The organism is Undibacterium hunanense, from assembly GCF_014284335.1.
GTDB lineage: Bacteria > Pseudomonadota > Gammaproteobacteria > Burkholderiales > Burkholderiaceae_D > Undibacterium > Undibacterium hunanense.
In genome coordinates this window covers 340430-362884 of the sequence record NZ_JACOGF010000002.1, presented here as the reverse complement: position 1 = coordinate 362884, position 22455 = coordinate 340430, and the positions used below count along the sequence as shown (strand labels likewise).

The following is a 22455-nucleotide window of genomic DNA, read 5'->3' as shown; positions in this document are numbered from 1 at the left end:
CTAAATTGATACGCTATGCATCGATTGCCGCCTGGGCGTATGCAGGCACTACCTTGCGCCAGCTATTCAGGCGACTCGCCCTGATGCGTGCTTTTAATCGCAGCCTGGCGGTGATGTTGTTGATCAGTGCGGTTTATTTGATGCTGACTTGATGCAGGGTATTTAAGCCAGATACTGACCTGGTGTCGCCGCCAGCATACGCTTAAACACGCGCTGGAAATGCGCCTGATCAGCGAAGCCGGCATCCAGTGCAGCTTCGGCTATCGTGGCACCATTTTTCAAGCGCTCTTGCGCAAATTGCACGCGACGATTGATCAGATAGGCATGCGGCGTCATGCCATATTGTTTTTTAAATGCGCGGAACAGGTAAGAAGCAGACAATCCGGCCTGTGCAGAAATATCGTCCAGACTCAGGTCTTGCGTGCAATGCATATTAATGAAATCTGCCGCCAGTTTCAGCCTGCCATTTTCCACCGGCAATTCTGGCGTCGCTGCCTGCAGGCGCTTTTGCACTTCAGAAAAATACTGGATGACACTGCCCTGCTTGTGCAGGAGTTCTGCATCATCGGCTATCAGTATCTGATATAAGTCGAGTAAGCCTTCAAACAATACCTGGTCGTTACTGACCGCTGTCGCATACCCCTGAAAAGCCTGGACCGACATGCCCTGCAAATCCGCCAGCCACTCAGCATCCACATACAGCATGCAGTAAGCCCAGGGTAAATCTTCCAGCGGATTACAGGCATGCACGCAACCCGGATTGATGATAACCACGCTGCCCGCTGCGACACGGTAGTCATCATCACCATGCATAAAACTGCTCTCTCCGGCAATGATGGCACCGATGGAAAACAGCTTGTGTGCATGCCTGTCATAACTGACCCGACGACCATCTGCCAGATAACGCGCCTCAATAAAAGGCAGCCTGTCATCGCGCCAGAAGCGCGGGACAAATTCTGGCAGGGTCTTTTCAGTGGGTCTGGACATGTATTACGTCAGAGTGAGTAGCCGTTTTATTTCCCGATACAAAACCGCGAAAAAATCACACCCAGCAAATCATCTGACGTAAATTCTCCGGTGATGCTGTTCAGGCGGTCCTGGGTCAGGCGCAGTTCTTCGGCAAACAAATCCAGTGACTGGTCGTTTTGCGCGGCGTACTCTGCGGCGTTTTGCAGATGTTCATGCGCATGCTTGAGGGCGATCAGGTGGCGTTCACGGGCCAGGTAGAGCGATTCGCCAGTCTGTTCCCAGCCAGCGATGCGCAGCAGTTCTTTGCGCAATAAATCGATGCCTGTGTGTTCATGGGCTGACAGGTAGATGTGCGTGGCGTCAGACATTTCATCGACGCTGGCATGATGGCCGGACAGGTCTATCTTGTTCCAGATGCGTATGACTGGCACGCCTTCAGGGAAACGGGCGACAATGGCTTCATCGGCACGCGTAGGGCCGCGACTGGCATCGAGCAGATGCAGAATGACGTCGGCCTTTTCAACTTCGGCCCAGGTGCGTTCTATGCCTATGCGTTCTACTGTGTCGATGGCATTGGCGATCTGACCTTCTTCGACTTCATCATGCTCATGCCGTATACCAGCAGTGTCGATGATGTTGAGGGGTATGCCTTCGATATGGATGGTCTCGGTCACCTTGTCGCGGGTGGTGCCGGCGATGGGGGTGACGATAGCGACATCATCACCGGCCAGCACGTTCAGCAAGGATGATTTACCGACATTTGGCTGGCCTGCCAGCACCACGTTTAGCCCTGCACGCAGCAAGGCACCCTGTGCTGCCTGTTCAAACACTTTTTGCAGTGCTGCCTGTATGGTTGCCAGTTGACCACGGGCATTGGATTTTTCCAGAAAGTCGATTTCTTCTTCAGGGAAATCCAGCGTCGCTTCTACCAGCATGCGCAGGTGCACGACTTTTTCTACCAGCGCATGGATGACTTTGGAGAATGCACCAGACAGCGATTGTGACGCCGACTTGGCTGCCGCTTCGGTCGATGCTTCGATCAGATCAGACACGGCTTCTGCCTGCGCCAGATCCAGCTTGTCATTCAAAAAGGCGCGCTGGGTAAATTCGCCCGGTTCTGCCAGACGCAAACCCGCGTCCCTGCCTGCTTCCAGACAGCGTGCCAGCAGCATTTGCATGACGACAGGGCCGCCATGGCCTTGCAGTTCCAGCACGTCTTCGCCGGTATAAGAATGCGGTGCCTTGAAATAAATGGCGATGCCCTGGTCAATGACGGTACCGTCAGCCTGGGTAAACGGCAGATAGCTGGCATGACGCGGCTTGAATTGGGTATGGCCAAACAGGGCCGTGACGACAGAGGCAAGGTCTTTGCCCGAAATACGCACGACACCGATACCGCCGCGCCCAGGGGCGGTGGCTATTGCAGCAATGGGGATGGGGTCATAAATCATATTGAAATTCTATCTGTGCTTGCACTTTAAGAGTGCGAATTAGTTTGTGTCGCTGTGACGCAAATGCGACAGGATCGCGCTTTCTCATTTTTAAGTTCCCTCCCCTTCAAGGGGAGGGTTAGGGTGGGGATGGGTTTCGGTTGATCAATCCCCAATCAAATTACACAAGAACCCCATCCCAACCTTCCCCTTGAAGGGGAAGGAGTTCAAACAGTCACGATCTGTACACCGCGCCGCTTGCAAGCGGCTTAGTTCTTGTAGGTTGGGCTACGGACTAACGAGGCCCGGCCCAACCTACAAGCTAAGACACAAATGCGCCAAGGGTTTGATCAACAAATTACGCCATAAAAAAAGCCCGCAAGCAAACTTGCGGGCTTTCTCATTTGCTCAATTTTTACGCTTAAGCCTTATGCTCAGGCGGGATCAATTTGTTATTGATGACCCACTGCTGTCCAATCGACAGGATGTTGTTCACTACCCAGTACAGTACCAGACCTGACGGGAAGAAGAAGAACATGACCGAGAATGCCAGTGGCATGAACATCATCATCTTCGCCTGCATAGGATCAGCCGGAGCCGGGTTCAGCTTGGTAGTGATGTACATGGATATCGCATACACCACAGGCAGGATATACCATGGGTCAGGAGAAGTCAGATCGGTGATCCAGCCCACCCACGGCGCACCGCGCATTTCCACGCTGGCCTGCAAGACCCAGTACAGTGCCAAAAAGACCGGCATCTGGATCAGGATAGGGAAGCAGCCGCCGAGAGGATTGATTTTCTCGGTTTTGTACAATTCCATCATGGCCTGATTCATTTTTTGCGGGTCGTTTTTGAAACGCTCGCGCACGGCCTGCATCTTCGGCGTGACAACCTTCATCTTGGCCATGCTGCGATAACCGGCAGCCGACAGAGGGAACAGTGCCAGTTTGATGGCGATGGTGAAGACCACAATCGTCCAGCCCCAGTTACCCAGCATCTTGTGAATTTGCTCCATGACCCAGAATAAAGGCTTGGCGATGATGGTCAATACACCATAATCTTTGACCAGCTCGAAGCCTGGTGCGATCGATTCCAGCTTTGCCGATTCTTGCGGACCGGAATACAAACGCGCATTCATCGTCACCGTCGCACCTGGCGCTACCGTACCCATAGGCAGAACATTGCCAACTGCGTACAGATTGGTATCAACCTGTTTGGTGAAGATTTCACGCTTGGTTTTTTCTTGCGGGATGAAGGCGGACACAAAGAAATGCTGCAACATCGCTACCCAGCCATTGTCAGACTGTTTGGCGTGGCTGTCAGTACCTTTACCGATTTTTTCAAAATCCAGCTTCTGGAACTTGTCGCTTTCGGTATACACGGCAGGGGCATAAAACTCGCCGCTGCCAGAGAACATGCCGCCGCTTTCAGGCTTGGTGCCGTCATGCAACAGTTGCAGGTACAGCGAAGGGCTGATGGCTGCGCCACTGTTATTGGTCACGTCATGGCGTACATCGATGATGTAATCGCCTTTTTTGAAAGTATAGGTCTTGGTCAGCTTGATGCCAGACTGTTCAGATTCCAGCACCAGTTGCACCTGGTTGCCATCACCCAGGGTACGGACACCAGGTTTGGCAACGAAACCAGACCTGTGGTTAGGGAAAGCACCGCCGAGCAAACCTGTCTGTGCCAGGTAAGTGCGTTTGGCAGAGTGATCAAACAAAACCATGTTGCGGGTGTGATCAGTGCCATCTTTATGCTTGAGCAATTCCAGATGTTTCAGCTCGCCGCCGATGGTATCAATATCAGCCTTGACCACATCGGTAGTGATGGTGATGAGTTCGCTCTTGATGACAGGCGCAGCTTCGCCAGTGGCCGTAGTAGCTACACTGGCAGCAGTTGCTGAAGCAGAACTGGTCGGGACAGCCCCATTGGCGGATGCAGAAGCGCTGGCATTTTTGGTCTGCGCTGTCGGTGTCGGGAAAAACAGGGATGGTTTGCCGTTATGACGCATCCAGTTATCCCAGATAAGGAACAACGAGAATGCGAAAATTACCCACAGGACGGTACGTTTGATATCCATTTGTGTATGTCAGGAAAGGGGGGAAGAATGACCAGTGTGGCCAGTTTCATGGCAGCACTTGGCGGATGTGGGGGCGGTTTGCGTTTTTTCACTAGCGGGCGGCACATGATCCACACCACCGGGGTGCCAGGGATGACATTTGCACAAGCGTTTGCCTGCCAGCAAGCTGCCCCTGGCGGCACCGTGAATCTTGATCGCCTCTGCCGCATACTCAGAACAGCTGGGATAAAAACGGCAATTCTGCCCCAGCATAGGACTGATTGCCAGTTTATAGAACTTCAGCAACAGGAGCAGCAGGGTTTTCATCTCAGGCGGCCTTAAGTGACTTTAAGTGGCTGGCAGGCCGGTGCGGCAAACAGACGCAGGATTTCCGCCCTGAGCTCACGCTTGAGCCGGGCAGTTGTGGCAGGGCCATCCTTGCTGTTGACAGGTCGGGACAAACGCACGATGCAATCCACATTCAATAATGCTGCCTGCCGGAAAATCTCGCGGGTAACACGCTTGATCGTATTGCGCGTCACGGCTCGTGGCGCAAAACGCTTGGCGGCCACCACGCCCAGGCGGGCATGCGGCAAATCATTGGTTCTGGTATACAACACAAAATGTGCCGTTTTTTGTACGGGGCGCAAACGAAAAACGGATGAAAACTCATCCGTTTTAACGATGCGCCTGACGCGGGCAAAATCTGCACCGCCGGCACCTGCCTGAACTGGCTCAGTTATATTATTGATCATGCGGATTCAGCAAAGCTGCGCAGACCAATGAACTGATAATCAAGCTGCCAGGCGTTTACGGCCTTTGGCGCGACGTGCGTTCAGAACAGCGCGGCCACCGCGGGTTGCCATGCGTGCGCGGAAACCGTGGGTGCGCTTGCGGCGAACGACGGAAGGTTGGTAAGTACGTTTCATGTTGGTCTCGCTATTTGAGCAATAAAAAAAATCGGAATTACGGATAAAGGCTGTCTCGGGTGCGACTTCGGCTTGCACATTTTCGTCAGGCCTTTCGCCTTTACTGCCCCAAAACCGCTGCTCATGGAGTGAAGCAAGATAGCCGGATAATCCGCTTATCAGAGCCACACCAATAAAAGAGGGGTAGGGAACCCTGAATTAGACACCATTTTTGCTTTGCGTGTCAATCACTTAGCGCAAAAATTAATCAATCAGGGCACATCTATTGGTGCAATGCAAAGAATAAATTTAAACCCAAACCTGTGGATAACTCGGTCAAGCGGGGTTAAAATAGCGGATTAGCGCGGCACCGTTTTATGTCTTTCAGACAACTCACCCAGCGACACAGACAGAATTACTGGCAGAATTTTAGCCTACTGCACCTGGGTAGAATGTTAATTCGGCACCGCGCATTTGCATTTAATAATTAAAGTCATACATGGAAAATTTCTGGCAGGCCTGTTCGTCCCAACTTGAGCAAGAGCTTCCACCACAGCAATATAGTGCCTGGATCAAACCGCTGGTTCCGCTCGACTTTGAAGACGGCAAGCTGCGCATCGCTGCGCCTAACCGTTTCAAGCTGGACTGGGTCAAGGCCCAGTTCGCCAATCGCATCTCGGAACTGGCTAACCAGTTCTGGGACGATGAAGTGGAAGTGCAGTTTGTGCTGGACCCGCGCGGCAGTAAAAAACCTGCGGCACCCGCGCCACGCCCGCAAGGTTTGAACGCAGACCTTGATGCCCAGGGCAACATGCCAGAAATGATGTCCGAACCCGCCGCGCCCGAAGTCGTATCGCCACGCCGTGAACAAAGCCGCATCAATTCCGACCTGACCTTTGACAGCTTCGTCACCGGTAAGGCCAACCAGCTGGCACGCGCCGCCGCCATCCAGGTGGCGAATAACCCTGGTGTATCGTATAACCCACTGTTCTTGTATGGCGGCGTCGGCCTCGGTAAAACGCATTTGATCCACGCCATCGGCAACCAGATACTGGTTGATAACCCGAATGCCAAAATCCGCTACATCCACGCTGAACAGTATGTCCGCGACGTAGTGACCGCTTACCAGCGCAAGGGTTTTGATGAATTCAAACGGTATTACCATTCGCTGGATTTGCTGCTGATCGATGATATTCAATTCTTTGGTGGCAAGAGCCGTACGCAAGAAGAATTCTTTTATGCGTTTGAAGCTTTGATCGCCGCCAAGAAACAGATCATCATTACCAGTGATACTTATCCAAAAGAAATCACCGGCATGGATGATCGCCTGATTTCACGCTTTGATTCTGGCCTGACAGTCGCGATTGAACCGCCAGAGCTGGAAATGCGCGTCGCGATTCTGCTCAAGAAAGCCCATTCAGAAGGCGTGCATATCTCTGACGACGTGGCTTTCTTTGTGGCCAAGCATTTACGTTCCAACGTACGTGAGCTGGAAGGCGCACTGCGCAAGATTCTGGCGTATTCACGCTTCCATGGTAAAGAAATTACCATTGACGTGGTCAAGGAAGCATTAAAAGACTTGCTGTCGGTACAAAACCGCCAGATTTCAGTAGAGAATATACAAAAAACCGTGGCTGACTTCTTCAACATCAAAGTCGCCGACATGTATTCGAAGAAACGTCCGGCCAATATCGCCAGACCACGCCAGATCGCGATGTACCTGGCCAAGGAACTGACACAAAAGAGCCTGCCGGAAATCGGCGAACTCTTCGGCGGCCGCGACCACACCACGGTCTTGCACGCCGTACGCAAGATCACCGCAGACCGCACCAAAAACCCCGAATGCAATCATGAATTGCATGTATTAGAGCAAACGCTCAAGGGTTAATGGCCGGGATGTTGTAGGATGGGCAAGTTAGATTGATAATTAGCAGGGCCAAGATTTGTAGGGTGCGCCATGCGCACCATCGTTGTAAAACCAATTCGAACGGTGCGCATGGCGCACCCTACGGGTTGGCAAGGGTTTTACCCGTATAGTAAAAATATACGTATGCATCAAACGCCACGGGATTCCAGCCTGCGCTGGAATGACGACTTTGAGGGTACGGGTCGCATTGACGTATCGGATGTTTAAAGCAACAAGAAAAAATATTAACGTCATCCCAGCGCAGGCTGGGATCCATCTGTGCAAGAGTCATATACGCAGAACGACGAGCAAGTTTGTAGGGTGCGCCATGCGCACCAAGCTTATTAAGCCGGATAAATGCGGTGCGCACAGCGCACCCTACGAGTTGGCAAGGGTTTTGCGCTGGAATGATGGTTTTGAGGCAGGGACCAAATTGAAGTGGCGGGATGTTTAAAACCGCAAGAAAAGTATTAACGTCATCCCAGCGCAGGCTGGGATCCATCTGTGCAAGAGCCGTATGCGCAGAACGACGAACAAGTTTGTAGTGTGCGCCATGCGCACCAAGGCAGCAAAAACCCGGACGGTGCGCGTGGCGCACCCTACGAGGCGATCAGCAAGACAGCAGTAAAAGATGAAAAAAGCAGTTAAAAGAAATGAAGGGTGGGTCAGATTGTTCCATTTCCGGGATGCAGACCGCGAAGCTAAACGCAGCAATACGTCGGTATTGCGAGGCTTAGTGACAAAGGTATGCGCCCGGCAATGGGACAAGCTGGCCCACCCGGCACCGGTCCCTTATCAACATAATAAGTGAGGATATTCAAATGCAATTGGTTAAAACCCACCGGGACACCCTGCTCCGGCCTTTGCAAATTGTGAGTGGTATTGTCGAGCGTCGGCACACATTGCCGATTCTGGCCAATATCCTCATTCGCAAAGATGGCGAACAGGTGTCGTTCCTGTCGACCGACATCGAAGTGCAGATCACGACCAAGGCAGCCATTGGTTCTGGCGGCGATGTCGTTGCCACCACCGTGGCCGCCCGCAAATTGCTGGATATTTTGCGCGCCCTGCCTGATGACAATGATGTCGTCCTCAAGCTTGAAAACAAAAAGATGACTGTGCAATCAGGCAAGTCACGCTTTTCTTTGCAGACTCTGGCAGCGGAAGAATTCCCTACCGTGGCCCAGGCCGAGCATTTCAATGCCAGCGTCAACCTGCCACAAAAAACCCTGAAGCACCTGTTCAACATGGTGCATTTCTCGATGGCGCAACAAGACATTCGTTATTACCTGAATGGCTTGCTGCTGGTCGTCGATGGCAAGAACGTGATTGCCGTGGCAACCGATGGCCACCGTCTGGCTTTCTGCCAGGTCGAAGTAGAGCAAGAATTCCCGCGCCACGAAGTCATCATCCCGCGCAAGACCATCATCGAGATGCAGCGCCTGCTGGAAGACAAGGAAGACCCGGTCCAGATCGACATCGCCAACAACCAGGTCAAACTGACTTTTGCTGATATCGAACTGATTTCCAAACTGGTCGAAGGCAAGTTCCCTGACTTTAACCGCGTCATCCCCAAAGGCTATAAAAACAGCTTCACTTTGGGCCGCGAGCAATTGCTGCGTTCATTGCAGCGTGCCGCGATCATGACATCGGACAAGTTCAAGGGCGTGCGTTGCGTCATTACCCCAGGCAGTATGCAGATCCTGTCCACCAATGCGGACCAGGAAGAAGCGATAGAAGAAATCGAAATCGACTACGGTGGCGACAGCGTGGATATCGGCTTCAACGTCAGCTATCTGCTGGATGTGCTCAACAACCTGAAGTGCGATCAAGTCAGCGTATCGCTGGGCGATTCCAACTCATCCGCCCTGATCACCATACCCGACAACACCGACTTTAAATATGTCGTCATGCCGATGCGGATATAGTCCAACGCAAACCTGATCTTATTCCCTCCCCCTTCAAGGGGAGGGCTAGGGTGGGGATGGGTTTCGGTTGATTAACCACATAAGCAAATTGCTTGAGAAACCCATCCCCATCCCAGCCTTCCCCTTGAAGGGGAAGGAGCAAAAGTCGGCAAATTCGAATCTATCAAATTAATTCGTATTCACAGTTTGCCAGGCAACACCACCCGTTTTTTGCAGTTCGTTTTTGAACAAGCAGTAATCCAGAAGTGAAACAGTTGTAAATATTTCAGAAGGTAGCCATGTCCGATAACACCCAAGACAATACTCCAGCGCAGCCAAATCAATACGGCGCATCCTCGATCCAGATTCTGGAAGGCCTGGAAGCCGTGCGTAAACGCCCCGGCATGTACATCGGTGACACCTCGGACGGCACCGGTCTGCATCACCTGGTATTTGAAGTGCTGGATAACTCCATTGATGAATCTCTGGCAGGTCATTGTACCGAGATCAACGTCACCATCCATAGCGACAACTCCATCTCCATTACCGACAATGGCCGTGGTATTCCTACCGGCATTAAATGGGATGACAAGCACGACCCAAAACGTAGCGCGGCAGAAATCGTCATGACCGAACTGCATGCCGGCGGCAAGTTCGATCAAAACTCCTACAAGGTATCCGGCGGTCTGCATGGCGTGGGTGTGTCCTGCGTGAATGGCCTGTCCAAATTACTGAAGCTGACCATCCGTCGCGACGGCAAAATGCACACCATGGAATTTGTCCGTGGCGTACCGCAAAACCGCGAGCTGGAAACCGTTGATGGCGTCGTCACCTCCCCGATTAAAGTGGTGGGCGACACCGACAAGCGCGGCACCGAAGTGCACTTCTGGGCTGACGAAGAAATCTTCACCCATGTTGAATTCCATTATGAAATTCTGGCCAAACGCATACGCGAATTGTCCTTTTTGAATAATGGCGTACGCATCAAGCTCAACGATCACCGCACCGGCAAAGAAGAATTGTTTGCCTTCGAAGGTGGCACCCGTGGCTTTGTTGAGTACATCAACAAAAACAAAAGCATACTCAACCCGACCATTTTCCAGGCCACTGGTGAGCGTCAGTCTGACCAGAACACCACCATCACTGTGGACGTTTCCATGCAATGGAACGACGCCTACAATGAACAAGTATTGTGCTTTACCAATAACATCCCGCAGCGTGACGGTGGCACCCATTTGACCGGCCTGCGCGCTGCGATGACACGCGTCATCAACAAGTACATTGAAGAACACGAATTCGCCAAAAAAGCCAAGGTTGAAGTCAGCGGTGACGACATGCGCGAAGGCCTGACCTGCGTCTTGTCCGTCAAAGTGCCAGAACCAAAGTTCAGCTCGCAGACCAAAGACAAACTCGTCTCCAGCGAAGTGCGCGGCCCGGTAGAAGAAATTGTCGCCAAGACCCTGACCGACTTCCTCATGGAAAAACCCAACGACGCCAAAATTATTTGCGGCAAAATCGTTGAAGCAGCACGCGCCCGTGAAGCCGCCCGCAAAGCCCGTGAACTGACACGCCGCAAAGGCGTCATGGACGGCCTGGGCCTGTCTTCCAAACTGGCGGACTGCCAGGAAAAAGACCCCGCCCTGTGTGAACTGTACATCGTCGAAGGTGACTCTGCGGGTGGATCAGCCAAGCAAGGCCGCGACCGCAAGTTCCAGGCGATTTTGCCACTGCGCGGTAAAGTACTGAACGTAGAAAAAGCCCGCTTTGAAAAAATGCTGTCCAGCGAACAGATCACCACCCTGATCGCGACCCTGGGCACCAGCATAGGCCCGGACGAATTCAATGCCGACAAACTGCGCTACCACCGCATCATCATCATGACCGATGCCGACGTTGACGGTGCCCACATCCGCACCCTGCTGCTGACCCTGTTCTATCGCCAGATGCCACAACTGGTAGAACGCGGCCACATCTACATCGCCCAGCCACCACTGTACAAAGTCAAGGCAGGCCGCGATGAACGCTACCTGAAAGATGATGCCGAAGAAGCCACCTACATGATGACCGTGGCCCTGACCGGTGCATCCCTCACCCCAGGCACAGGCGCAACCCCCATCATCGGCGAAGCCCTGGGTGAACTGGTACGCCAGTACAACCTGGCCAACGCCATCATGATGCGCCTGACCCGCGTCATCGACCGCGCCGCCCTCACCGCCATCATGACCGGTGTCACGCTTAAACTGGACACCCCAGAAAACGCCGAAGCATCTGCCGCCGCCCTGACCGCCGCCATTGGCGACAATGCCGTCAAGGCAGTAGTACGCAGCGACGAACTGTCAGGCGCATTCAGCCTGCGTATAGAACGCCTGTACCACGGCAACATCAAAGTCAGCAGCATCGACGCCGACTTTGTCGATGGCGCAGACTACAAAGTACTGGAAAACGCCGCCAGCACCTTCAAAGGCCTGCTGACCGAAGGCGCCTTCATGCGCCGTGGCGAAGGCGAAAAAGCCAAGGAAATCGCCGTACAAGACTTCCACCAGGCCATGCTCTGGCTGCGCGACGAAGCCGAACGCGGCGTCAGCAAACAACGCTATAAAGGTCTGGGCGAAATGAACCCAAGCCAACTCTGGGAAACCACCATGGACCCCACAGTCCGCCGCCTGCTCAAAGTACAGATCGAAGACGCGATTGCCGCCGACCAGATCTTCACCACCCTGATGGGCGATGACGTGGAACCACGCAGGGCATTTATTGAATCGAATGCGTTAAGGGCGGGGAATATTGACGTTTGACTTAATACCAATATTTAATGAATGGCCGTTTATATTATTCAGTAGTGACCACTTGATTAGCCTAGAAGTAATGGAAGAAAAAAAAAGTTTAAAGGTAACAAGGAATTTAATCATTTCAAAAACTCGCAAGCCAATTTTCTTCGAATTTTTCTCAGGTGGGGGAATGGCAAGAGCGGGGCTTGGAGATGCTTGGGTTTGTGGTTTTTCCAATGATATTTCCGAAATGAAAGGCAATGTATATCGCGAAAATTGGCAACGCGCACCTGAGCTTTTAATTTCAGATGTAAATGATTTAAAAACTGAACAATTGCCAGGACAAGTTGACTTAATTTGGGCATCATTCCCATGTCAAGACTTGTCACTAGCAGGCAACAACGTTGGAATTGGAAATAGAAACGCAAAAACTCAAACTCGATCAGGGACTTTTTGGCCATTTTGGAAGCTAATCAGGGGATTAATTGAAGAACAGAGGAGTCCTCCAATCATTGCACTAGAGAACGTTGCTGGAACTCTAACCTCTCACGATGGAAAAGATTTCTCTGCAATTGGTTCTGCTTTTTCTGGAGCTGGCTATAAATTTGGTGTTCTAGTTATAGATGCAAAATTATTCGTGCCACAATCTCGAAAAAGAATATTCATTATCGGTGTGCGAAATGACATTCAAATTCCCCTCGACCTTACAGCAACAAAACCAATTGACATTTGGCATCCAAAGACGCTTCAAAAAGCCCATGAAAAGCTTTCTCTTGAAGCTAGAAAGAAATGGATATGGTGGAATATACCAGAGCCAGAACAAAGCAAAACAAAATTTATTGATATTCTAGAAGACACTCCCACTGGAGTTATCTGGCATACCAAACAAGAAACGAAGAGACTTTTAGCTTTAATGAGTGAAACCAATTTAGCGAAAGTGGATGCAGCAAAATTACTTGGCCATCGGGTTGTGGGAACTATATATCGAAGAACCAGAAAAGATAAGGATGGAATAAGAAATCAACGAGCGGAGATTCGCTTTGACAACATTGCGGGATGTCTACGGACCCCCTCCGGTGGATCTAGCCGACAAATTTTATTAGTAGTACATGGAAGCGAAATTCGATCACGATTACTTTCTACTAGAGAAGCATCTAGGCTGATGGGACTTCCTGATAGTTACATTCTTCCTAAAAATTACAACGATGCATATCATATTGCTGGTGATGGTGTTGCAGTACCTGTGGTTAGATACTTAGCGTCTAAAGTATTTGAGCCGATTCTTAGCTTTAATGCCAAAGCTATTGGAATGAGTTAGAACTCTATTTGAAAATTTACTATTCATGAACAACTAACCAAACTTCTAGGTTGAAAAATGACACGTGAAATACAAGATGCATTAGGTGAGTTTGCGAAGAGTAAGAATTTTCGAACGGCAGGCTCAGTCAGTGTTGCCCTGGCAGTTACGCATTTCGCCAAGGAACAAGGACTCCCCTTAGACTCGACGACTCTTGTAACAAATTCTGGCACTCAAGTAGTTCGACTGACCAAAGCCTTAATCCAAACGATTCTTGCTCGTTACAATATCACTGACATTTTGTCTAATGAAGCAGGTAGAACTAGTCGCGGAAGTGTAGCGAATATGATTCTATTTGTTCAATTTCTAAACACATTCGCCGAACACTCTGAGATAGATTTAGACGTTGTCGAATCTTTTTGGGTAGAACAAGCCAAGCTCATTATCGATGCAAGAGAATCCGACACGAAGAACGTATCATATTCTGCGGTACCTCTTGAACAAAATGGGCAGCGATTCTTTTTCACTACAATTCCTGTGTCCTCTCTTTTTCCATTTTGCTATGTCGCGAGTAGAAATGAAGACCCAAAATCAGGTTTTCAACGAAATTTAAATAGGAACCGCGCCGAAGATATTGCTAAGTATTTATTTGATGGCCTCGGATCAATTCCTACGAACATAGTTCTTTCAGCACAACCTGAAGCAAATTTAGAATACAACACGCGATCCAAAATTTTAAAATATCAGCTTACAAGTGGATCGTTCTTGGTACTAGACGGTCAGCATAGGCTTTGGGGATATGAAATATGTCGTGAAAAATATGGTAAAGACTTACGAATACCAGTATCTGTTTATATCGGGCTCACTCGAGCGGAAGAAGCAAAATTATTTATCGACATAAACACCACTCAAGTCGGCGTGCCGTCTGCCTTGTTACTAGATATCAAACAAGTTGCTGAAATTGAAAGCACAAGTGAACAAATACTAAGAGGCTTATTCGATGAATTGAACAATGATATTGAGTCGCCGCTTCGAAAACTATTGAGTCCAGCAAAATCAGTGTCGGGAAAAATTTCTAGGGTATCTTTTAATAAATCTATGTTACCCGTCATTCGATCGAATGCATGGGTAAACGCCTCAAGAAAAATTCAATATCAACTTTTCTTAAATTTTCTACGCGCACTACACCAGCTAATTGACGATAAATCAGTATTCATCAGAGCAGCTTTTTTTGAAAGCATTTGTGAGATTTTTGATGATGTGATTCAAACATCCATTGCAAAGCATTCCGATGCCAAGGTGAGCTCGATTAAAGATATTCTTTTGCCTTTGGCATCAGTAGATTTTGAAAGAATTGCTGAGCGAACTCGTCCGACTAAATCTGCGTATCTAGAAGTTATAAAAAGTACGTTAAAGAAAAGTGTATCCATTTCTGATTCAATGGTATGACTATACCTAAAGGCTTTATATGGGAAGGCGTAAAATCTGATGCCTTAGATGTCATATGTGAGGGCATCGAGAATAGATTAGGCAATTCCTTCACGTTTTTCGAATGGCGGGAAAAGGGCGGATACCATGTCACTGGCTCGACAAAAAAAGAATTTCTTATAAGCTGTTCATCGAAGGAATATGGTGCGATGTTGGCACGAGAGGTAAGTATTCTTCTCGATCAAGCCTTAGAGCATCGAATGATTCTAGCAAATGCGTATCAAAAAAAAGATTTTCCGAGTCATTCTTGGTTGCTAGTAACAACATATTATTGGTGTTTGTTTTTAGCTCTCGCTTGGTTGAGAATGATAGGAAGTGTGGTTACATTCCTTCCAACTTCTGAAATTGACAGATTAAAGAAACTAGGTAAAAAAGAACATAAAGCCCCAGGTAACGGAACATTTCAAATCAGCATGATAGACGTTTATGGTGCGAAAAGCTCCCTTCAACTCAGAAAGCTTGGCTCAAATAACTTCCATGATGGCCTCTGGCAAACTTTTTTTTTAGATATTCAAGAACGGCTCAATTTAGCAAAAGATGAACCTGCAAACATGGAAACGCGCATTTTTTCTGCGCTTAACTTTCAGAATAGATTTGACAAAACGTCATGGTTGTCAAAACTTAGAAATGCAGTAAATTACCGAGTCGGTTTTGCCTATGGTTGCGTAGATGCAAAAAGAATTCCAGATCTATTTGACTCACTTGAAAGTGTAAAAGCTTTAAGCATTGACGCCCTTTTACATCAAGTTGAGTCAACACAAACAAAAACAGGCGGTAGGCCTGTATATGAACGGCCAAACGAATATGCTAATTCCATGCTGCTGTTTGGAGTTTTAATCAGCCGCTTAATTGAGGACTATTACGGAGAAATACTTGCTTTACGGGGCATAAATCCGACTTGGCATGAACGACGTAATTCGTATATAGCTCGTCTATCAGGTGAAATTGGACCAATTTGGCCCCTGTAGTAGAATTTTTCTCTTGAATCGCTGCCAATGTTTCAAAAATTGGCATTCTAGTAGCAATTCGGGCAGATTGGGTGAACTTACTGCTACGACGACGGTGCATGGTACTCTTGGCAGCCCATAAGTATCATGCTACGCGGTCCCGAATAGCAGGTGTATGCAAAGGCAATCAGCCATACAGCGTAAGGAATACAAGGTTCCTCTGGACCAACAAGATCCTTTTCAAGGCTCCTGCCGCGCAAAAAAATCCTAAATCATCTCCACCCCATTCGATGCCATCGGCGATGGGCCGGTACGGTGCCGATTTTGCCGCAATCGTTCCAATCAAAACTGTAAGTATGACTCGTTCACCAAAAAATAAAGGAAAGCACGGCGCGGTTTCCACCCTCAAGCGAGCGTTGTGCTACATCGCTAACGTAGCTTTCTGTCTGTTCACTTTCGCACGGAATCTCACGATAAATAGATACTGAAGCAGAAAGCTATGTGCGACCGCATTGAGAGAACTTCCGGATGGGGCAAAGTGTTTCCTGGGCTTTAAACCACAGCAGCGGTGATCGACTCTAGCCGTCGCGCAAGCAGATGAGGCAGCCGTTACAGAGCCGCTTGCAAGCGTCCGCGCTCCCTGCTGCTACCCAAAGAGGTGCGTTGTATGTTTTTCAACTGGGACAATTTGTCCTCATGTATGGAAATTGCTTTGGAGTAGTATGCATCAAGACGTGCAGCAACACTATGCTGCGCATGGCAGTCATTGAGGTTCTCTCCTCACTCATCTGCATTCGGCAAACACCCTGCTGGATGCCATTCTTGTTTCATAAGTAGATGTAGTGAAAGATTCAAGCAGGATGCCTGAGGGGATAGTTCGAACAAAAAAACGAAGCTGCTAAAGCAAGGTTTTAAGATAGTGGGCTTCACGATAGATAGTTTACGTAACAACTGGAAATACTCAAAATGATGGAATGGATTCCTATAGTCTTAGTTACGTTCAAGGCTCTCGTACTTGGCGTGGGCATGTTTTTCGCCATCAAGTGGCATTACGATCAAGGGAGGAAGGAAAAGGACCACGCGAAGGAGATGCACGCGGTGCTACGCGCGAGCGGCAAAGTGGGCGTCATCTTCATGCTATCGCTTCTGGGCCTGGGTATCTTCACCTTTGTCCTTGCCAGGACGCTCGGCTTGGACTTGACCTTACCTTGATGGCAAAGAATAGTTGGCCGATGTCCAGAACTCATTTCAGCAATAGAAATGAGTTCTAGTTCATGCGATGTCGCCAAAGCTTCACTAAATTTCGCCTGCGTATGCACATTGACCAAATTTGTGTGGCAGGCTGCAGGACCTTTAGGGTTGTTGCCGCTTAAAAAACTCCCAAATCATTTCCGCTCCATTTGGTGCCATCGGCGACGGGCCTAGCAGACGCGCACGTCGGTAGTAGGGTTGTGGTAAACCATGTCCACCACCGTGGATGGTGACGAGTTCGACTTCGGTTCTGGCATCACGCTTCCAGCTTACTTGTTCTACATCGACACCTGATATTGCGGTTGCACGTGTTGTTGGTGCGGCAGTGATCTTGTTCAAGTCTGCAAAATATTGCGCGGATGCGCGTGCGTTGAGTACGTCGCCGCATTTGTAGAACAGGCCCAGCAGGTTCACTTCGCCGCCGCTGTATGGCACCAGCGGGTCTTTGGTGCCGTTCATGACCATGACGGAGGTGCCGGTGCCGGCTGGTTTGCAGCGGAAGTTTTGCGGCACTTGTACGCTTGCTGAAACTGCGGCCACGGCGCGGAAGCGGGTTGGTGATTCCAGCGCCAGGCGCAATGACATGAAGCCGCCTGCGGATACGCCGGTAGCGAATACGCGGGTTTTGTCTGTGCCGAGGTCGATGATGAGTTTGTCGGTCAGGGTATTGAGGAAACCGACGTCATCAATATCGCGGCCATTGACCTGGTAGTCGCCGACTTTGCCGCAATCGTTCCAGTCAAAGCTGTAGGAGTCGGGATAGGTGATGGCGAAGCCGTGTTGATCGGCGAGGCGTTCGAAGGCGTAGCCTGTTTCTACGCGTATGTCTTCTGCGCTTTGGCCTGAGCCGTGCATGACCAGCACCAGGGGTGCGCCCTTGGGCAGGTCACGTGGAACATAGCTGATATAGGTGCGCTTGATGCCACCTGCTTGTATGCTGCCTTTTTGCACAGCGCCAGACAAGTCGGGGCGAACAGGTGTTGGGGAATAAATGAAGTAGGTGAACAATGCGCCGCACACAGCGATCAAGCCAAGCAGACCCAATAGACTCCAGGCAAACCAGCGTAGTACTCGTTTCATCGCATACCTTCAGTGGCTGGACGCGTGAAAAGTAGGCTCCAGCGTTCGCCACGTTGCACTACAGATTGTTTAAACACGCAGCCCCAGGGGATGGCGAGATACCCCGGCACCGCAACACTGCCCCCATGCGTAAACAACAAACCCGACAATATCTTTAATAGCGTTGATTTACCACTGCCATTTTGGTCAAACAGGCCTGGCTGTGCAAGCGTCAGCGAAAAATCGTCATAGACGCGTTTGTGTCCATATTCAAATTGCAGTTGTGTGACTTTGATCATCAGGGTTCCTGTCAACATCCATGATTTGCGGCGCGCTGTGTTCAACAATGTGGTAGAGCCTGGCCGCTACCAGCATTCTTGTTAGCGAAAGACTTACACGCTAAACACCAGAGTTTATGGGCTTTTTGCAAATTTGAACACTATGGCAAGTGCAGAGTCATTGCCAGACCCTGCTTTGGTATCTGTTCGTATCTGTTCTTTACCCAAACCTCCGTACATTTTGCCTGATCCTGCAACGCCAGTTTACGGCGTGGCAGCGGCTGGACTAAAATCAGGTGATGACTGATTCACTCCTCGATACTGTTCGCCGTTACACGGAAGCGCATTCCGGTCAGGATGGTATTGCGCAGACGCCCATCCCCGGCTTGACGGCTATTCGGGTTGCCAGTCGCACGGCGTTGGGATATGCCATCCAGAAGCCGCTTGCCTGTCTGGTGCTGCAAGGGGCCAAGCATGTGACGATGGGCAAACAGTCTTATACGTTTGCTGCGGGTGATTCGTTGCTGATCATGGCGGATGTGCCGACTGCCAGCCAGATCACGCAGGCCAGTGCCGGGGTGCCGTATGTTTCGCTGGTTCTGGATCTTGACCCTGCCATCATTGCTGAGCTTGCGACCGAAATGACCAGCACGCAAGAAGCCGACCATTCACCAGTCAGGTTTGAGCAGACCGATGCTGAAGTTGCGGATGCTGCGCTTCGGTTAATGCGTTTGCTGGAACGTCCGGGGTCGATACCTGTGCTGCAGTCACAGCTTTTGCGGGAGTTTCATTACTGGTTGCTGGCCGGGCGACATGGGGATTCAATCCGACGCCTGGGCTTGCCCAATGGCCATGTACAACGGGTGGCACGCGCCATCGCGCTGCTGCGGGCTGAATATAACCGGCGCCTGCCAGTCGGACAGTTGGCCGCCGTCGCGGGCATGAGCCCGTCTTCGTTTCATCAAAACTTCCGCGCTGTGACCTCGCTAACGCCGCTGCAATTTCAGAAGCAATTACGGCTGATAGAAGCCAGGCGCCTGATGCTGACGCAGGGGGCGAATGCTAGCCATGCGGCATTCTCGGTTGGTTATGAAAGCGTGCACCAGTTCACACGGGAATACGGCCGCATGTTTGGCTTGCCGCCAGCCAAAGACATGGCGGCGGCAAGTGGCAGGATTCATGCAGCGGCATGAGCTGTTTGCTTATCGGATCATCTGACGGCGCTTGCGCCCACTATCTGGATGAATGCGGTACGCTCCAGCATGATCAAATAACCTGGCCACCAGACACTTCAATACGCTGCGCATTGATCCAGTGATTGTCCTGGCTCAGCAAATTGGCAATCATGGGGCCGATGTCGTCTGGCATACCCACACGACCAAGCGCGGTCATGCTGGCAAAGCTTTGGTTCAGATCAGGCATATCACGCACGGCCCCACCCAGAAAATCTGTTTCAATCGCACCCGGTGCCACGGTGTTGACTGCAATACCTCGGCTACCCAGTTCCTTGGCCAGGTACACGCTCAGTGTCTCGATGGCGCCCTTCACAGCAGCATAGGCAGCGAAGCCAGGATAAGAAACACGCGTCAGCCCGGTAGACAGATTGACGATGCGGCCACCATCTGCAAGCAAGGGTAACAATGTCTGTGTCAGGAAGAACACGCCCTTGAAGTGTACATTCACCAGCTTGTCAAACTGCGCCTCGGTCGTGTCTGTAATCAACGCCATGTCGCCATGGCCAGCGTTATTGACGAGATGATCAAAGGTATCGCGCTGCCAGGTTTCTTGCAATGCCGTATGCAAGCGCGCAGCGAATGACGCAAAGCCGGTCGTGTCGCTGACATCCAGTTGAAACGCGGCCGCCTTGCGACCCATTGCCTGAATGTCTGCCACTACCGCTCTGGCATCCTCCTCCCGGCTTTGGTAGGTGATGATGACATCAGCACCACGGCGGGCGATATTCAGTGCGGTGTTGCGGCCCAGGCCACGGCTTGCGCCTGTAATAAGTGCGATCTTTGTCATGAGAGTTCTCCTGTGTGGTTGGAGTACTCAGTATCTGTTCCAGGGGCCTGGTCTTGTTGCCGGAAGCTGGATGATTTTTGCCTGATCCTACAAAATGATGGTGACGTCCAGAAAGGCTGCGCTGGTCATTCCATGGATGTCACTATGAACTTTATTGATGCAGAAAGACAAAGGCGCGATAAAAATCGCGCCTTATTGAAAATTAATACTGAAAATTAATATTGAAAATTAAAAATAGCCAGCTTGCCTCAGCACATCAAGGCTGAAAGCTCAAGGCCCAACTGCCTTCCAGTTCCCATTCTGTATCGTCAACATCACCCGTGCTTTTTCTTCCAGTCCAAAGTGATCATTCGCTGTGTAATGCAAGACACCCTGGGTGATGGGGATGTCGATTTCGGATTCCATTGCATCCTTCAACGCAGTACGGAATTCCGGCGTGCCGGGTTTGGCTTTCTTTAGCGCAATGGGGATGACACGGTTCAGCAGCAGGTAGGCGTCGTAGCCGTGGGCGGCGAACTGGTTTCTGGTGCCTTCGCCGAATTGTTTTTCATAGCGGTTGGTGAAGTCGGTTGCCAGGCGTTTGGATGGGTGATCTTCTGGCAGCAGCTCTGGCAGGATGGCCAAACCGGCGACGACGAAGGAGCCTTCTACGTCTTTGCCGCCCAGGCGTATCAAATCACGCGAGGCTGCCCCATGGGTTTGGTAGATTTTGCCTTTGTAGCCGCGTTCTATCAGGGCTTTGTGCGGCATGGCGGCGCCACTGCCGGATGCGCCGATGAGGATAGCGTCAGGTTTGGCGGCGAGCAACTTCAGGGTTTGTGCGGTGACGCTGGTGTCGGGGCGATTGAAGCGTTCTGTGGCGACAGATTGCAAGCCGGCCTTGTCAGCGGCGGCGGTGATTCCTTTCAACCAGGTTTCGCCATAGGCATCTGAATAACCGAGATAGGCATACGTCTTGACGCCCACTTTTTTCATGTGATCAGCCACGGCATGGGCCATGAGTGGGGTTGATTGGGCAACGCGGAAGGTCCAGGTGCCTTTTCCGGGGCCTACTTCAACTGGTGAGGTGGAGATTTGCGGAGTCTTGAGTTCAGACGCGACTTCTGCCAGTGCCACCGAAGCTGGTGTGGCGGTGGAGCCGACGATAACGTCTACCTTGTCGTCGGTGATGAGCCGGCGGGCGTTCTTGCTGGATTGGGTGGTATCGGATGCATCATCAAGGATGACGAGTTTGACCTTTTCGCCACCGATGGTGTCGGGCCACAGGGTGATGCCGTTCTTGGTGGGGATGCCCAGCCCTGATGCAGGACCGGTTAATGGCAGGCTGACACCGATGGTGATGTCGGCCTGGGCCGTGCCTATGGTCGCGCTGATCAACAGGGCCAATAGCGTGGGTTTGGTGATGAATTGCATTGCTGTCTCCTGATTATTGTTGGTATTGCAGATGCCGGTGTGCTTGATATTGCTTGGTGTTGCAAATGCTTATTTAGCCTTGTTTGCCAGGCCGGGCTTGGAATTGGTGACGTACTTATTATGTTTCGTTGTTGTGTTTCGTTATTACGATTTTTTATTGTTATGAAGCAGAACAGTTATTCAATATAATAATATTTTGAGTACGATGCAAGCGGGGTTTTGTGTTTTTTGGATTTTGTGTTGACGATTAATGGCGCGCGCATAGCAATGTGACGCTTTAATTTTGCAGCAAGAGAGCATCTCGTAGGGTGCGCTGCGCGCACCGTTTTTTTGAGGCATGTAACTATGCTGCGGTGCACGAAACCATGCATATATTGAATATTGGCAATTGGACTGCAGGCCAGCTCCTTCCCCTTCAAGGGGAAATTTGTGGGAATTCGCAAAGCGCTGCTTTGTGCCACAAATTTCCAAGCAGCATGCAAGCTGCGCAGTGGAATGGTTGGGATGGGGATGGGTTTCTTAATTAATTTGATGGCGGATTGATCAACCGAACCCCATCCCCACCCTAACCCTCCCCTTGAAAGGGAGGGAATTTCAACTTCGTTCAGTCTCGTTGGACGCGCTGCGTGCACCGTTTTGTTGAGGCATGTAACTATGCTGCGGTGCATGAAACCATGCATATATTGATTATTGGCAATTGGACGGTGCGCGCGGCGCACCATCCAAATATGGTCAACCACCACCAAA

Annotated in this window: 21 protein-coding genes; 9 read left to right on the top strand and 12 right to left on the bottom strand. The window is 50.6% G+C overall.

Going from position 1 to position 22455, the window contains the following annotated elements; translation table 11 throughout:
- Window positions 1-5: 5 nt before the first annotated feature.
- Window positions 6-152, top strand: a complete 147-nt coding sequence (locus tag H8L32_RS04740) for a hypothetical protein (protein ID WP_186946010.1) — start codon at window positions 6-8, stop codon at window positions 150-152.
- 10 nt (window positions 153-162) lie between these two features.
- Here the strand turns inward: H8L32_RS04740 and H8L32_RS04735 are convergent, their stop codons facing one another.
- From H8L32_RS04735 to rpmH, 6 genes are all read right to left on the bottom strand, one after another.
- Window positions 163-987, bottom strand: coding sequence for a helix-turn-helix transcriptional regulator (locus H8L32_RS04735; RefSeq protein ID WP_186946009.1), 825 nt, complete (start codon window positions 985-987; stop codon window positions 163-165).
- Window positions 988-1013: 26 nt separating this feature from the next.
- Window positions 1014-2420 (bottom strand): tRNA uridine-5-carboxymethylaminomethyl(34) synthesis GTPase MnmE, encoded by a 1407-nt coding sequence (gene mnmE / locus H8L32_RS04730; protein WP_186946008.1) that lies wholly within the window; start codon window positions 2418-2420, stop codon window positions 1014-1016.
- A 400-nt stretch (window positions 2421-2820) separates the two neighbouring features.
- Entirely contained in the window at window positions 2821-4485 is a 1665-nt protein-coding gene (yidC, locus tag H8L32_RS04725; protein ID WP_186946007.1) for a membrane protein insertase YidC, read from the bottom strand.
- A gap of 9 nt (window positions 4486-4494) precedes the next feature.
- Window positions 4495-4791 carry a membrane protein insertion efficiency factor YidD gene (yidD, locus tag H8L32_RS04720; protein WP_186946006.1) on the bottom strand — a complete coding sequence of 99 codons (297 nt, stop codon included), beginning with the start codon at window positions 4789-4791 and terminating at the stop codon, window positions 4495-4497.
- A gap of 11 nt (window positions 4792-4802) precedes the next feature.
- Complete coding sequence (gene rnpA, locus H8L32_RS04715) at window positions 4803-5219, bottom strand: ribonuclease P protein component (RefSeq protein WP_186946005.1); 417 nt, start codon at window positions 5217-5219, stop codon at window positions 4803-4805.
- A 39-nt stretch (window positions 5220-5258) separates the two neighbouring features.
- Window positions 5259-5393, bottom strand: coding sequence for a 50S ribosomal protein L34 (rpmH, locus tag H8L32_RS04710; protein ID WP_061535510.1), 135 nt, complete (start codon window positions 5391-5393; stop codon window positions 5259-5261).
- Between the two features lie 478 nt (window positions 5394-5871).
- Between rpmH and dnaA the strand changes: the two genes are divergently transcribed.
- Entirely contained in the window at window positions 5872-7260 is a 1389-nt protein-coding gene (gene dnaA, locus H8L32_RS04705) for a chromosomal replication initiator protein DnaA (RefSeq protein WP_186946004.1), read from the top strand.
- Window positions 7261-7378: 118 nt separating this feature from the next.
- Here dnaA and H8L32_RS04700 read toward each other — a convergent pair whose 3' ends face one another.
- Window positions 7379-7780 carry a hypothetical protein gene (locus tag H8L32_RS04700; protein WP_186946003.1) on the bottom strand — a complete coding sequence of 134 codons (402 nt, stop codon included), beginning with the start codon at window positions 7778-7780 and terminating at the stop codon, window positions 7379-7381.
- Window positions 7781-8099: 319 nt separating this feature from the next.
- Here H8L32_RS04700 and dnaN point away from each other — a divergent pair, with 319 nt between their 5' ends.
- The 6 genes from dnaN (at window position 8100) to H8L32_RS04670 (ending at window position 16897) form a co-directional block, all read left to right on the top strand.
- Complete coding sequence (gene dnaN / locus H8L32_RS04695; protein WP_186946002.1) at window positions 8100-9206, top strand: DNA polymerase III subunit beta; 1107 nt, start codon at window positions 8100-8102, stop codon at window positions 9204-9206.
- Window positions 9207-9484: 278 nt separating this feature from the next.
- A complete protein-coding gene (gene gyrB / locus H8L32_RS04690; protein WP_186946001.1) occupies window positions 9485-11980 on the top strand; it encodes a DNA topoisomerase (ATP-hydrolyzing) subunit B in 2496 nt (831 codons plus the stop codon).
- A gap of 70 nt (window positions 11981-12050) precedes the next feature.
- Window positions 12051-13271: a DNA cytosine methyltransferase gene (locus H8L32_RS04685; protein WP_186946000.1), complete on the top strand. Its 1221-nt coding sequence runs from the start codon at window positions 12051-12053 to the stop codon at window positions 13269-13271.
- 57 nt (window positions 13272-13328) lie between these two features.
- On the top strand, window positions 13329-14699 hold the full coding sequence (locus H8L32_RS04680; protein WP_186945999.1) for a DUF4928 family protein: 1371 nt from the start codon (window positions 13329-13331) through the stop codon (window positions 14697-14699).
- On the top strand, window positions 14696-15706 hold the full coding sequence (locus H8L32_RS04675; RefSeq protein ID WP_186945998.1) for a hypothetical protein: 1011 nt from the start codon (window positions 14696-14698) through the stop codon (window positions 15704-15706). The genes H8L32_RS04680 and H8L32_RS04675 overlap by 4 nt, the downstream gene beginning before the upstream one ends.
- Window positions 15707-16651: 945 nt before the next feature.
- Window positions 16652-16897 (top strand): hypothetical protein, encoded by a 246-nt coding sequence (locus H8L32_RS04670; RefSeq protein ID WP_186945997.1) that lies wholly within the window; start codon window positions 16652-16654, stop codon window positions 16895-16897.
- A 141-nt stretch (window positions 16898-17038) separates the two neighbouring features.
- Here the strand turns inward: H8L32_RS04670 and H8L32_RS04665 are convergent, their stop codons facing one another.
- Window positions 17039-18016 (bottom strand): alpha/beta hydrolase family esterase, encoded by a 978-nt coding sequence (locus tag H8L32_RS04665; protein ID WP_186945996.1) that lies wholly within the window; start codon window positions 18014-18016, stop codon window positions 17039-17041.
- Window positions 18013-18294 carry an ATP-binding cassette domain-containing protein gene (locus H8L32_RS04660; protein ID WP_186945995.1) on the bottom strand — a complete coding sequence of 94 codons (282 nt, stop codon included), beginning with the start codon at window positions 18292-18294 and terminating at the stop codon, window positions 18013-18015. The genes H8L32_RS04665 and H8L32_RS04660 overlap by 4 nt, the downstream gene beginning before the upstream one ends.
- Before the next feature lie 278 nt (window positions 18295-18572).
- On the opposite strand from H8L32_RS04660, the gene H8L32_RS04655 reads away from it, so the two are divergent.
- Window positions 18573-19466, top strand: coding sequence for an AraC family transcriptional regulator (locus H8L32_RS04655; RefSeq protein WP_186945994.1), 894 nt, complete (start codon window positions 18573-18575; stop codon window positions 19464-19466).
- Window positions 19467-19539: 73 nt separating this feature from the next.
- Here the strand turns inward: H8L32_RS04655 and H8L32_RS04650 are convergent, their stop codons facing one another.
- The 3 genes from H8L32_RS04650 to H8L32_RS04640 all read right to left on the bottom strand — a co-directional run bounded on the left by H8L32_RS04650 (window position 19540) and on the right by H8L32_RS04640 (window position 22454).
- On the bottom strand, window positions 19540-20295 hold the full coding sequence (locus tag H8L32_RS04650) for an SDR family oxidoreductase (protein ID WP_186945993.1): 756 nt from the start codon (window positions 20293-20295) through the stop codon (window positions 19540-19542).
- Window positions 20296-20565: 270 nt separating this feature from the next.
- Window positions 20566-21708, bottom strand: coding sequence for an ABC transporter substrate-binding protein (locus H8L32_RS04645; protein WP_186945992.1), 1143 nt, complete (start codon window positions 21706-21708; stop codon window positions 20566-20568).
- A 176-nt stretch (window positions 21709-21884) separates the two neighbouring features.
- Window positions 21885-22454 carry a hypothetical protein gene (locus H8L32_RS04640; protein ID WP_186945991.1) on the bottom strand — a complete coding sequence of 190 codons (570 nt, stop codon included), beginning with the start codon at window positions 22452-22454 and terminating at the stop codon, window positions 21885-21887.
- Window position 22455 lies beyond the last annotated feature (1 nt).